The sequence below is a fragment of the Bowmanella sp. JS7-9 genome, assembly GCF_004329715.1.
GTDB classification, from domain to species: Bacteria; Pseudomonadota; Gammaproteobacteria; order Enterobacterales; family Alteromonadaceae; genus Pseudobowmanella; species Pseudobowmanella zhangzhouensis.
In genome coordinates this window covers 147,133-161,210 of record NZ_JXSY01000018.1, presented here as the reverse complement: position 1 = coordinate 161,210, position 14,078 = coordinate 147,133, and the positions used below count along the sequence as shown (strand labels likewise).

The 14,078-nt window shown below is 49.7% G+C and carries 11 protein-coding genes; 1 reads left to right on the top strand and 10 read right to left on the bottom strand.

The genetic code is table 11. The annotated features are described in order from the left end of the window. Positions 1–38: 38 nt before the first annotated feature. The 7 genes from pmbA to TK45_RS10185 form a co-directional block, all read right to left on the bottom strand. Positions 39–1,370 carry a metalloprotease PmbA gene (gene pmbA / locus TK45_RS10215; protein ID WP_131258555.1) on the bottom strand — a complete coding sequence of 444 codons (1,332 nt, stop codon included), beginning with the start codon at positions 1,368–1,370 and terminating at the stop codon, positions 39–41. 97 nt (positions 1,371–1,467) lie between these two features. Next, positions 1,468–3,279: a PLP-dependent aspartate aminotransferase family protein gene (locus TK45_RS10210; protein ID WP_131258554.1), complete on the bottom strand. Its 1,812-nt coding sequence runs from the start codon at positions 3,277–3,279 to the stop codon at positions 1,468–1,470. Between the two features lie 104 nt (positions 3,280–3,383). Continuing rightward, a complete protein-coding gene (locus tag TK45_RS10205; RefSeq protein ID WP_131258553.1) occupies positions 3,384–3,962 on the bottom strand; it encodes a glutathione S-transferase family protein in 579 nt (192 codons plus the stop codon). 4 nt (positions 3,963–3,966) lie between these two features. Further along, entirely contained in the window at positions 3,967–5,352 is a 1,386-nt protein-coding gene (locus TK45_RS10200) for a transporter substrate-binding domain-containing protein (RefSeq protein WP_131258552.1), read from the bottom strand. 53 nt (positions 5,353–5,405) lie between these two features. Beyond that, complete coding sequence (locus TK45_RS10195) at positions 5,406–6,344, bottom strand: carbohydrate kinase (protein WP_131258551.1); 939 nt, start codon at positions 6,342–6,344, stop codon at positions 5,406–5,408. Between the two features lie 56 nt (positions 6,345–6,400). Further along, on the bottom strand, positions 6,401–8,812 hold the full coding sequence (locus TK45_RS10190) for a TonB-dependent receptor domain-containing protein (RefSeq protein ID WP_131258550.1): 2,412 nt from the start codon (positions 8,810–8,812) through the stop codon (positions 6,401–6,403). Positions 8,813–8,946: 134 nt separating this feature from the next. Next, entirely contained in the window at positions 8,947–10,152 is a 1,206-nt protein-coding gene (locus TK45_RS10185) for a sugar MFS transporter (protein ID WP_131258549.1), read from the bottom strand. Positions 10,153–10,291: 139 nt separating this feature from the next. Here TK45_RS10185 and gtfA point away from each other — a divergent pair, with 139 nt between their 5' ends. Next, positions 10,292–11,770, top strand: a complete 1,479-nt coding sequence (gene gtfA / locus TK45_RS10180; RefSeq protein WP_131258548.1) for a sucrose phosphorylase — start codon at positions 10,292–10,294, stop codon at positions 11,768–11,770. Here gtfA and TK45_RS10175 read toward each other — a convergent pair. The 3 genes from TK45_RS10175 to TK45_RS10165 form a co-directional block, all read right to left on the bottom strand. Next, complete coding sequence (locus TK45_RS10175; protein WP_131258547.1) at positions 11,767–12,795, bottom strand: LacI family DNA-binding transcriptional regulator; 1,029 nt, start codon at positions 12,793–12,795, stop codon at positions 11,767–11,769. The two genes, gtfA and TK45_RS10175, sit on opposite strands and share 4 nt — an antisense overlap. 83 nt (positions 12,796–12,878) lie before the next feature. Beyond that, positions 12,879–13,223 (bottom strand): iron-sulfur cluster insertion protein ErpA, encoded by a 345-nt coding sequence (gene erpA, locus TK45_RS10170; RefSeq protein ID WP_131258546.1) that lies wholly within the window; start codon positions 13,221–13,223, stop codon positions 12,879–12,881. 93 nt (positions 13,224–13,316) lie between these two features. After that, positions 13,317–14,030: a DUF6776 family protein gene (locus TK45_RS10165; RefSeq protein ID WP_131258545.1), complete on the bottom strand. Its 714-nt coding sequence runs from the start codon at positions 14,028–14,030 to the stop codon at positions 13,317–13,319. Positions 14,031–14,078: the final 48 nt, after the last annotated feature.

The window sequence follows — 14,078 nt, the reverse complement described above, 5'->3', positions numbered from 1 at the left end:
CGGCATTTGCCGACTTTTTTGTTTCTGCGACCCCGCGCTTAATGTCCCGCGACCTGCATGCTCTCAATCAACACCGAGCCAGTCACGATGCTGCTGCGGATATCCAGATCGGTGCCAATTCCCTGCATGTTTAGCAACATATCGCGCAAATTACCTGCAATGGTAATTTCTGCTACCGGATATTGGATCACACCGTTCTCGACCCAGAAACCGGCTGCACCACGGGAATAATCACCATTAACGATATTGACGCCCTGCCCCATCAGTTCAGTCACGACCAGGCCTGTACCCAATTTTTTCAGCAGTGCCTGGTAATCTTCGCCCGTAGAACCAATCTGCCAGTTATGGATGCCACCCGCATGCCCGTTAGTTTGCATGCCCAGTTTGCGCCCTGAATAGCTGGTCAGCAAATAATGCTGCAGCACACCATCCTTGATAATGTCCATGTCACGGGTTTGCACCCCTTCCGCATCATAAGGTGAACTGGCGAGCGCGCCGACAATATGCGGACGCTCATTGACCTGACACCAGTCAGGCAGAATTTGCTTACCCAGATGATCCAGCAAAAACGTGGATTTGCGATACAGGCTGCCGCCAGAAATCGCCGATACCATGTGGCCGAAAATACCCGCCGCCACACTGCTGTGAAACAACACAGGATATTTACCGGTTGGCACTTTACGTGGATTCAGGTGAGCGACAGTGAACTCGGCCGCTTCACGACCAATCTGCGCCGCCGCGGCCAGTTTAGATGGGTCACGGGATACATCGTAGCTGTAATCACGTTGCATCTCCTCGCCGTCCTGACCGATCACCACACAGCTGAGGCTGTAGCGGCTACTGGGATAACCCGCAATAAATTGATTGCTGTTACCATACACCCGCACGCCCTGATTTCCGCTGTAGGACGCGCCATCGGAATTGATGATACGTGAGTCAGCATCCAGTGCAGCACTCTCGGCTTCAATGGCCAGCTCAATGGCACGCCCCGGGTCTAACGGATCGGCAAAATACAGCCCTAAGTCCAGCGGTTTACGCTCCAGCATCTCGGCATCTGCCAGCCCGGCGCACTCATCTTCACTGGTATAACGGGCGATCTGAATCGCTTTTTCGACGGTTTGCTGTAACGCCTGCTGACTAAGGTCAGCTGTCGAGGCGCTGCCTTTACGTTTACCACAATAGACGGTAATACCCAGCGCACCATCATTGGTGTACTCCAGCGTCTCCACCTCACGCAAGCGGGTGCCAACCGAAATGCCCTGCACTTTACTGATGCTGGCCTCAGCCTGAGTCGCACCACCTTTGAGCGCCAACTGAATCACATCATCGATGCGCTGACTTAATTCAGCGATTTGCTGTTCAACGTTCATATTTCACTGCTTTTAAAATCAATGGCTGCATGTTGAACCCTGGCCCCGGATTGTCAAGGAAAAGCCAGAAAAAAAGCCACCCGAAGGTGGCTTATGATTAACTTGCCTGCTGCATGTCACCCTGTCCGAGCAGGGTCTGCATACTCACGACCGCACCATAATGTTGCCCACACACTTCAGCGGCGATACGAGCATACAATTCATCAATCTCGTCGGCCGAGGGGAACTTCGCGCTGAAGCCTGGGCGTACCGGATCGATATGCATTCGCGCACTGCTAATCAGGTGGGCAATCATTTGTTTCACGTTCTCGGTGCCCATGGCGATGCGCATGGTAGTCAGATAAATCCCGGCCTCCTGCTGCTCTTCGCGATTCATTTCTGAGTGCGAGGTCAGTGCCGGACACAAAATGATTGTGTTGTTCTGGCCGATAGAGACCTGATGGCTGAAACCCGGCTCCAGAGCATCGAAGAAGCGTACGAAGGTATCACGCTCTAAACCAGCGCCTTCCATATCCACGGTAAACAGCGCACAGGGCCAGCCATGGCGCATCTGACTCTTGCGCAATGCCGCATTTGGGTGATTCTCTAACGCATGAGAATTCACATTAAAATCCGGATGGGCAGCGAGGAATTCTGTAAATACCCGGGTGTTGATTACCTTGTTCATCATGCGTGACTCAAGGGTTTTCATACCAATCAGTACATCAAATGCTTTCTCTGAGTCGAGGAATGCGCCCTTGATATAGTACACATCCCAAAACATGGTTTTGCTCCAGTCGTAACCATTCATACAGGCGCCTTTTGGCTGGAACATGCGGTACATTTCACCGATGACGACACCAGCGGTCGCCGCACCACTACCACAGATGTCTTTGGTATAGCTGTGTGCAACATAATCTGGTCGCTCGGCCTTGTTCGCTCGCTGCAGGGATTGCTGCAGTACTGGTGTGGCCAAAGTGGCATCCAGCATCACCAGATGGTCACCACTGTGTGCTTCGGCACAAATTCCCGGTACATCCAATACATAACCGTGTGGATTACATGGCGATTCGATATACACATGCAATTTGGCACCATCGTTGAGCTTGTCACGATGACGGCCTTTAACCTGAGCCATAAAGGTGGCAAATTCCTCGCGACTATAGCCATCGAACCATTCCAGCGTTACGGCCAGTTTGTTGCGCTTGGCAAAAAAGTCCTGCAGCAATTGGAAGACACCGCCATACACATTACGCGACACGATTAACACGTCACCGTGATTCAGTACGTTAGACAACATTGCGTCAATTGCCGCCATGCCTGAGTTAAAGTTCCAGGCCAGATATTCGGCTGCGTAAGGGCCAGCTTCCAAATCGACAATGGCATTGGCCAGAGAGATAGCCGTGGGATTCAATAAACGTGAATAAATCTGGTGAGTAAATTCTTTACCCTGAAATGCATCATCAATCCATTCGGTGCAGGCGTATACATAGGTGGCAGTGCGCACAATCACCGGGGTGGCAGAAAAAAGTGCGGTGACATTGTCGAATAACGGATAGTGGTTATTGGCCAGGTGGCCACCGCTTTGATGGCTCAGGCTCTGATGAACTGCCCTGAATGGGTTTTGCAAAGTATCGAGTACCTTGGCCAACTGGAAAGACAAAAACTTTTTCGCATTGAAGTAGGCGATTTTATCTTCGCGATCCAAACCATTCAGGGTTGCACCGGTAATATCCCATAAACGCTGCACGTCGCTTTGGGTCTGATACAAATGCAGCGCAGCACTGTACAACGCCTTGCCGTAATCTGACTCTGGACTAATTCCAAAATGATTGAGTTGCTCGCTGGCCAGCTCTGGTAAAGAGGTCGCCGATGTGGTGTGACGTTTGGGTGATAAAATCTTGGCTTGTTCAAATGATGACGAGTGCATAGCGCCTCCTTTTATTTGGCTATGCACCGATATATACCGAATTTTATTTGTTAATAAAGATCATTGGTCGAATTTTATTAACAAAAAAGCAAACTTTTGTTTACTTACACCTGGCGAGGGTCAGTCGCATGGGCCTCCGGGCGCTGACTTTCGCGCTCAAGAAACGCCATTAATGCTGGATAGGGGCTAATATCGAACAGCGCACGAAAGCGGGTCCAGTCCAGCATACAATACAGGCTGATTGCCGGATAGCCCCATTGCCTGAACGCGCCCTGCTCTGCCTGTTTGTTTAGTTCAGCCAGTACGTTCGCCACCCGCTCACGCTGGATGCGGAAATACAAACGCGGCTCGTCAATATCCACCTCAGAGCGCTTCAAAATCATTAACTGCACCAGTGAGTCATTGGCGGCATCAATCAGGGTTAACAGGTTTTCCTGATCCCAACTAAGTGCCGGTTGAGCAAATTTTTGTGCCAGATAGCGGTATATCACCCGGGAATCAAACAGCATTTGGCCATCATCTTCCAGCATGGGGATTTTCATCGTGGGATTGCGCCGCGCCAGCTCGGCACGATCCGGTCCGTCGAATATTTGCATATTTACAAAGGTGTGGCCGTGATCGCTCAGAAACATGCGTAAACGACGGACATAAGGTGATGTGGTAGAGCCGTATAACGTTATCATCTGGTTAATCCTTTCCTAGTAACTGGGCAGTGTTAAATGCATCGACCGATGGATAAAAAGATACCGCCTGGCCTGATATAACCAGGTTGCGGAAGCTGTTATCAAATTGACGGCGCAGATAACGCCCGCGCGGATCATCGTGAAATATTAAAAATATAGGCAGGCGCTCGCGCACTTCGATGGCTTGCAAGGGAGTGTCCTGACGATCATCCATGCCATAGCGATAATCAATGATCATATCGACCCGATCGCTACTAAGCATGCGATAACAGTCGTCCAGATCCGTCACTTCATACATCTCAATGGTCGCCGGTAACCATGGCTGAAAGTCGTAGCCGAGCATTTGGCAGGCTCGGGCGGAAATATCTCCCGCGATCTGACTTTTCAGTAAAGCGGTATTCTTTCCAATGGCCAGTACCGGCTCTTCATAGTCGATATGGCTGGCAGAGAGAATGGTGCCGGGTTTGACTTCCGACGCGTAAGCACCGACCAGTACATCAAATTGGCCGGCAAAAAATTGTTTTTTAGCCCGTTTCCAATTTGTAATTTCTATTTTCAGCTTACCAAACGCATGACGCATCAATCGCCAATAGGTCGCTGACTCAGAATCGGAGTATTCCAGCCATGCGGAAGACACTGCACTTACCTGCTGGGTGATAGAGTCAGCCAGGGGCTGTTTTTGACGGTCAATCCCAAACTGTCCAGCCAGTTCGGCAATACGTCCCACCGAATCCATAGTTTCTAACTGACGCTGAATTTTTGGCAACAGGTCAGCGTGTTTTTTGTTTAGCCAGTGATAGGCACTTATGGTTGCCACCGGATAAACAATATAATGGGGGTTGCGTAACAAGCTGACATTTTCCAGCATCGCTTCGGTGACCAATACGCCGTCAATACGGTCCGCATCTAACATGGCCATTGCCTGGTCGGTGTTCGCCACATCTACTCGCTGAAATTTTTTGCTCTGCTGTAGCAAAAATTTATCTGCAGCTAACATACCCTGCACTGTGGCCAAAGAATTCAGGGAAGATAACTCGCACAAACCACAATCCCGGCGATCTGCGACAATCATCACATCAATCTCCAGCAATGGCACATCGACTTTCAGCAAATTAGGGAATTGTTGACCGGATTGTTCAACGCGGGCTCGCAGACCATCTATACGCCCTGCGTTGGCTTCGACAAAACTTCGGCCAATCGGTGCGGACTGAAAGTTGAGGGTAATGCCCAGTTCAGAATAGGCCTCTGTCAACATCGCCTGAACAAACTGCGCCTGATGATTTTCCCGCTCTGCAGCACCATCGAAAATCAGTTGCTGAGCCACCACGGTGGGCACTGCGAGCCATACCGCGACACTCACGACAACATTCTGTACCCAGCGTAATTGCATATGCTCGCCTTGAAAATAGACACGAGCAGATTAACAAATGTATGGGCTCACGACTAGCCGGCAGGCATGGCTTCAAACGCGCCTTTTATCTGACAAGCCTTCGCGCCATTGGCACAGGCCTGCACCAACGCCTGTTGCAACGTCTCTTCACCTAACCAGTGTGCAAAGCCATCTCCCTGTAACAGGCAGGTATCCAGGTTAGCGAGTAACCCGGCGATGAACGCATCCCCGGCACCCGTAGTATCCACAGGGGTAACTTCAGGCGGTGTGACACACAATTGCCCGTGTCGGGTATAGGCATTCACTGGCTTACCTCCGTCAGTCACCACTACCAATTCAGTACAATCGTTGGTCAAACACTGCGCAATCCACTGTGCCTCGGTACAGCCTGCTTGCCCGGCAAGATATGCACATTCTTCGCTGGCCAGCTTTATAATATGGCTACGCGCCACACACTCCATTACACGAGCAAACAAATGTGTGCGCTGTTGTTCGCTCCACAATGACAAACGCAGATTCACATCAAAACTGACGATTAGATGATGTTTGTGAGCGAGTTCTAACGCCTGCCATGTGGCCTCGTTGAGGGATAGATGGGTCAGGGTGTTTGAGCAAAAATGGAAGATAGATGCATATTTAAACGCCTCGATACGTAAGTGTTCACCGCTAAATAAAGCATCCGCACCACCTTCGCGATAAAACTGAAAACTTCGCTCGCCATGGCTATCTAATGTGACTAGTACCAAAGACGTGGGGGCATGGTTGATTAGTGCGATATAATCCAGATTCACCCCACGACTGGCCATTTCATGGCGCAGAAAATCGCCCATAGCATCAGCGGACATACCCCCTACAAAAAAACTGTTATGCCCCAGGCACGCCAGCGCCACCGCCACGTTAGCGGGCGCACCACCAGCACAAGCTTTGAATTCTCCCGGTTTATCCGCTGGCAGAAAGTCTATCAATGCTTCACCAAAGCTCATCAATGCCATCAATCACACTCCAAAAAAAGGCCCCCATCAGGAGGCCTGTATCACTTATTGTAGCCTCAGAATTTGTAAGTCACTGTCAATGATGAGGTGCGACCATTAATGGTTCTGGCGCGAATAATGTCAGATGCCGATGCCGAGCCTTCTTCCGCCTCCGTCAGTCCTACCGTATCGAACAGATTGTTCACGTTAAGGCTGACCGTCATCGCCGGCGATAAGTTATAAACGGCAAATGCATTTACTTGGGTGTAACCGTCAAACTTCAGGTCGTTATTATCCTGCGCGTAAGAATCTGTGGTTCCCACCAGGCTCAAGCCGACTTGGCCTTCACCCAGGTAGTAGCGACCGATTAAAGAGTAGATAAAATCAGCCTGACGACGAGGTGTGTTGCCTTCCAAATCAGGGCTAAGCGCATCTTTGCTGATACTGGCGTCTGTCCAGGTTACGCTGCCACGCAGGTCAAAATTATCTGCCGTATATGAGGATTCCAGCTCTAAACCTGTGGCTTTATATTGGCGATCAAAGAATTTTTGGCTGGTCGCCTCAAAGTTTTGCTCTTCGGTTTTGGCATGGAACAAGGTGGCGAATAACGACAGATTATCCCGACGCCATTTCACCCCAGCCTCTAACTGATCCACCATGTCTACCGCGTCTTCTTTGGCGACCGTACCATCAGCACGCACTTTACCAAACAACAAACGATCAGCATTGGCGCGACCACCGCGGCTGAGGCGGGCAAATAACGCCGTGTCTTTTTCTAACTGATAGTTTGCACCCAGTGAATAAGAGGTATAGCTCCAGTCATAATTGACCAGCGAAGGATTCGCGAGGTCGAGACCTGACACACTTTGCTCGGCAACAGAGATAACGCCATCGCGATTCATATCCACGGCACTTTGTGCTGCACCACTGTAGAAACCGGACGCATCGCCACTATCATGGCGCACGCTCAAATCCACATTGACATCGCCGAGCTGGGTAGACAATTCCACATATGGGGCGGCAATATCATATTCGGTGTCATAGTTTCGCTGGCAGCAGTTACCCCAGTAAGGCACGCCATAGGCATACAGCCCGTTTTCCGAATACTCAGTGCCATCAGCACCGACCACATTCAGCAATGCCGCGTTGTCGCCTTTTAATTCGCTAACGTAACTATTCCACAACCAGGACATACGGATAGCCTGCGATGCCAGATAATAACCCACCGTGACATCGACCTTTTCAAATGATTTGGACAAGCGCAGATCATTCACCAATGAACCGAAATCTTCCATTTCCACATCAAATGTGTGCATACGGATGACGTTACCTGTGCCATTAAAGCTACTGCCGGCATCAGGGCCATTGGCGTAGACCAACTGCGCACCGTCACCACCAATGCTTTGAGCAACGCTATTACCGGACGCAATCTCAGCAGGGAATGGGGTATTGAAGCGGCCACTCACGTCGGAGAAGCGGAAGCGGTTTTGCACATCCCAACCATCGGTCAGATCAAATGCCGCCTCAAATCCGATACTGCTGACCTGAGGATGCATACCGTCGCGAATATCGCCACGGGAAATCTGGTTTTCGCCGTTTAAGCGCAACGTTGACAACAGATAGGCCGACTGCAGCGTGTCCTGTTTAGCATTGTAACCGGCTACCGAATCGCCATTGGCGTACATTGGCATCGGCATATAACTCACGGAGCGATCATCAAGATATTTGAAATAGGCCCGCACATAACCACTATCAAACTCTTTGGTCACGTTGGCTTTAATCTGCCCACCGTTGTTACCTTTATAACCCGGATCCCGGGGGCCGGCTCCCTGATGTAAAAATCCGCCCACATGGAATCGCATATCCTTACCCAGTTCGCCGCCGTACTCAAAGTCAGTGCGGAACGTATCGTAATCCAGGCCAACCGTTGCCGCGACGGATCCACCGTTTTCTTCGCCGGTTTTACTGATCAGGTTAATAACCCCACCAGGAGAATTACTGGCGGCGGTACTGGCCGAGCCGCCACGCACCACATCGACCCGGCTAACGGTCGCATCTGCACGTAAAAAGATATCTGCGTTACCAAAGGCAATATCGCCAAACTGTAAAATCGGTAAACCATCTTCCTGCAAGGTTAAAAATTTCGCGCCACCCGAGGCAACTGGTAAGCCACGAATCGCAATATTCGCATTACCCTCGCCACCGGTTGACTCTGAACGTACGCCGGGCAACGAACGGAATATTTCGGCAGTACTGCGCGGTGCCGTAACTTTGATGTCGTCTTCATTCAGCGCACTAACAGATACACTGGATTGCATGACAGTACGGTTACGCTTGAAGCTACCAGTCACTAATACTCTTTCGAAATCTACTCCTGAAGATTTCGCCTCTTCTTCAGTCTGAGCTTCCTGCGCTACGGAGGTAATAGGTAAGGCAAACAGTAATGCCACTGCACTGGCCGTTGCTGAATAAGTAAAACGTTTCTTCATGAGCAATCTCCACTGGAACGGAAAATAGTTAACTGTGTAATTGTTGTGCAAGAATAATTAACTTAATCGATTAAGAATGCAAGTGGTAAATAACAAATTTTTTACATGACATTAAAAATATTTCGAAATGAACGCTATGATGCCTGCAGTTGAGCCAGGCGATCTCGAGCGGGTTGCTTCAGCCAGTTATACAACATACCGGCAAACAGGCAGGCGGATAATATCGTAGCCAGAATAAAGCCATAACGAACATGCCCAAAGGCGTCGCCAATCAGACCCATGAGTAACGGCGCCAGCGCAGCTGAAACTGCGGTAAAGAATAATATCAATCCAGCCACCGAGCCGTGCTGCTGACGGGCAAAACAACTAATTCCTTTGGAATTGAGAGTCGGATAAATCATCGACATAAACAGTCCGCTAAGGGGCAACAAAAAGATTGCAGCCTCTGTGCCAAATACCATAGCGCCGAGGTAACACAAGAATATGAGTCCGGTGAACACACAGATTACTGCAGTCCAGCAAAAACGCGCCAGGATCCACACAGCCATAAAGCGTCCGGCGGTGCGCAGCACAAAGAAAATCGTTAATGCGTAGGTGGCGAGCCATTCAAACTGGCCCACATAATCAGCCAGCAAGGTCGGCATCCACACAAAAATTGCAACTTCGATGGCGACATACAGGGCGATGGCCATAGAGAAACCCAGTGCGTAGGGATTGTTGACCAACCTGATAGTGCTTTTAAAACTGGCTGCGTTTTGTTCGTGGCGTACGTACTCGGGGTAGCGTACACGCCACGCCACAATCAGTAACACACTACACAACGCACCGGCCAACAAATACAGCTGCGACCAGTGTGCACCGGTGGCAACCAGATATGTGACCACCGCCGGACCAACAATAGCGCCGACACCGAAGAAGCCTTCGACCGCGTTCATGGTCCGGGTGTGGGCATGACTGTCCTGACTTATATCACCGATTAGCGCCAATGCCCCTGTTTTAAACAAACCAATTGCCAGGCCCATCATGGCCAGCAGGCACAGGAACATCCAGAAATACTGACTCAGCATAAAACCGTAACAGGCCACAGCGAACAAGCCCAGGCCAACTAAAATGACAGGCTTACGCCCCCATGTGTCGGCCAACGAGCCCAAACCTATCCCGCCCACAGCGATGGTGACCATAGTGACATAATGGAACGCACCAGCCTGGGTGAGGCTCAAATCAAACTCTTTAACGACTTGTGGAATAATCACGCCAACCGCGTCTGTCGTCATCGCAAATGCAAAAAACATTAAATAGGTCATGTACTTAACTGTGTTGTGACGGTTAGCATCACTCATAATTCGCTCCTGACGCTTTTGGCATGTCCGCATACGGATGACATTTTTGTATCGCTGCAGAGGTTAGCACTTGATTAAATGTTAATTCTAGGTAAACATATATCTTAATCGTTTAAGATTCAATCTTGGAGTGAGCCGCATGTCGGTAAAAAATCAGGTACAACTTATTACCTATGTAGATCGTCTCAGCGGCGGCGACCTGAGCATGCTTGGCGAATTACTCCAGCAAGAGCTGAAAGACTTATTCAGCGGCGTGCACCTGCTGCCATTTTACCATCCCATCGACGGCGAAGACGCCGGCTTCGATCCGATTGATCACACTCAGGTCGATGGGCGACTGGGTAACTGGCAGGATGTAAGGCGTATCGGCGAACGCTTTGACATTATGGCGGATCTGATTGTGAATCATATGTCGGCAAAATCTCCGCAATTTCAGGATGTACTGGCAAATGGGCAAGCTTCGCCTTATTGGTCGTTGTTCCTGACTCGCGATAAAGTGTTTGCCGCCCATGATGAAGCGCTCATTAACAAAATTTACCGGCCGAGACCGACACCGTGTTTTACCGATATTCAGTTAAAAGATGGCCAAACGGTGCCGTTTTGGACCACCTTTACCAGCAACCAGATTGATATCGATGTGCATTCTGACGCCGGTCAGGCCTATCTGGACGGCATTTTACGCACATTTGCCGACAACAATATCGATCTTATCCGTCTGGATGCGGCGGGCTATGCGATTAAAAAAGCCGGCACGCGCTGCTTTATGCAGGAAGAAACCTTTGAATTTATTGCCACCCTGTCAGAGCGTGCGAAACAGCTCGGCATGCAATGTTTGGTTGAGATACACAGTCATTATCAAACCCAGGTCGATATCGCTAAACGCTGTGATCTGGTTTACGACTTCGCGCTGCCACCGCTGGTCTTACATAGCCTGTTTAGTCACGACTTCACCGCGCTGGGTAAATGGCTGGCAATTGCGCCGCATAATTGTATCAGCGTGCTGGATACCCATGATGGCATTGGCATTATTGATGCCGGCCCAGATGGCGATAAGGCTGGTTTACTGACGCCCGCACAAATTGATCAATTGGTAGAGACTATTCATAGCAACAGCGCGCACCAGAGCCGTCAGGCGACCGGCGCAGCGGCCAGCAATGTGGATCTCTATCAGGTAAATTGTACCTACTACGATGCTTTAGGGCAGGATGATCTGGCCTACCTGATCGCACGTGCGATTCAATTTTTTAGTCCGGGGATCCCTCAGGTTTACTATGCCGGTCTGTTAGCGATTCCCAATGATATGGATCTGCTGTCACGCAGCAATGTAGGACGGGATATTAACCGGCCGTATCTGGATCGTGAAAAAGTGCGCGCGGCGTTACAAAAGCCGGTGGTTAAAGCCTTATGCCAGCTGATTGAGTTACGTAATCGACTGACATGCTTTAATGGCGAATTCAGCGCCGTGGCTGAGGGTGGCTGCCTGACACTAAGCTGGCAAAGCGCGACGTCTTCGGCAAAATTACATATCGATGCCACCAACAGACTTAGCGCCAGCATAGCTGTAACGGAAGATGGCGATACGCAGGAAATTATTCTGGCCGACTGGCTGGGTGTTTAGCTGCTTTCACCCTGAATGATCTCATAATTCAGATTCAGGCTTGCTGTGTCGCCACTTAAAAATAATTTGGCAGCACGGCGGCCTTTTTCATCACTATATTGATGCACTGTGGTAAGTGTTGGGTGAAAACGGCGGGTCTCTTCGATGCCATCAAAGCCGACAACTTTTACATCTTCGGGAATACGCAGACCCATTTGTAACGCTTCACGCATTGCCGATAGCGCGATGATATCACTCATACACAACAACACATCAGGGCGCGGGTTGGTCGACAATGCTTCCCTGGCTGCGATAGCAGCATAATGTTGGTTACTCTCCGGAATATGCCAGATACGATCATTACCGATAGCGATATGATTTTCCTGCAGCGCCTGCATGTAACCGTCAAGACGACGGTGGGCAATCGAAGTGTTCGCATCCAGTAATTCACTGTCGTACACACGACAGGTGAATTTAGAGTCAATCAAACGCAAACCAAGAATGGCAGGATTTTTCACCCCTTGTTTCAACACATTTTGCGCCACCTCAAACGCGGCACGCTGGTTATCGATATTTACCGATGGCTTGCCCTGGATATCGAAGTCAACGGTGACCACTTTTTTGTCCAGCTTGGCTAATTGATCGCGCAATTTGGCGTTGCGAGGGCCGCCGTAGCAAATAAAGCCGTCAACAAAGTCAACTACCTCATGCACTGAGTCACTGCTCCCCGAAAACAACAGCAGGTTAGTTTGGGTCTCTTTTAATCCCTCGGCGACACCTTTGATAAACTGACTGGCAACCGGGTCGGTCACCATATACTCAAGGCTGTCAGGCAGCACCAGCGCGATGATATTAAAATGACCTTTGCGCAGCGAACTGGCAGCTTTGTTAGGGCCGTAGTAACCCATATCGCTGCATGCCTGCAATATTTCTTCACGGCGTTTGGCCGAGAGTTGATCGGGACGATTGAAGGCATTAGAGATAGTGGCAACTGAAACGCCCAGAGCGTCAGCAACCGTTTTCAGGGTTAGTTTGCCATTAGGCATATGAGTATCCTTGGGGTGAACCTAACCTATGGTTCACCGTGCACTGCGAGAATACTCAGAGTAGAGCAGATTTTAGGCTTAAGTTAAATACTGAATGACGAGCCACAGCCACAGGTTGTCGTCGCATTGGGGTTATTTACCTTAAAACGGCTACCTTCCAGTCCTTCGGTATAGTCAACTTCACCACCCACCAGGTATTGCAGACTCATCGGGTCAACCACCAGCGTCACGCCCTGCTTTTCGATGGTCATATCGCCTTCGTTAACCTTTTCGTCGAAGGTAAAACCGTACTGGAAACCTGAACAACCACCGCCTGTCACAAATACGCGTAATTTCAGATTCGGATTTTCCTCTTCATCAATCAACGCCAGCACTTTGCGTGCAGCTGCATCAGTAAACTCAATTGGCATGGCCATTTCAACAGTCATAATGTCTCCGGTACAAATCGACCCCATTCAGGGGTCGCGAATTATCTAATACCCGAGTAATTTGGTCAAGAAATCCTCTCGGTAAAACCGCAATTACCCGCTGATGACATCCATACTGGTCAAACGCCAGTTAAAAGTGCGCTCATAACTGGCCTGTTTACTGCCCTTGCTGGTTAATCTGGCCTGCACTTCAAAACGATCCGGGGTAAAGCCGTCAGGTAACTGGAAGTCCGCTTTAAGCACTTCAAAATAGCGGAACTCAAAATTCATTGCATCCAATCCCAGTTGATCCATGCCTAGCGTCACCGCCTGACCATTCTGACTGCCTTTGAGATACAGTTTGATACTGCCTTTTACGAAGGTTTTTCGACGTTCTTGTTGCATCAGAACCATGGCCATATGGTAACGACCAGGGGTGGACATCGACTCAATATCCAGACTGTCGATAACAAAGCCATCTTCATTCAGTTCAGGCGCCATGACTTTTTGGTAAAACGACAATTCCTGACGGATTTGCTGAGATTCCTCAATCGCATTTTGCAAGTCTCGCTGCGCCTGTTGGTTAGCGCGCTTTTCGATTTCTAATTCCACGCCAATAATATTCAGACGGCGCTGTAACTGATTATTCTCCTGATTCAGCTGATTCAGGCTGTTTTGCTGGGTCTCGAGTTTGGCTGAAACCAAATCTGTAACCCCGTAACCCAGACCAAATCCGGCAGCGACAGCGATGGCAAACAGGCTAATCACGCGCAGATAGAACGTCGCCAGTCCCCACTTATCCTTGAATTGCTGCAAATATTCCGACAAATGCTCTACCTCAAATTTTAAAAGCCATTAAATACAATAACTTGTGAT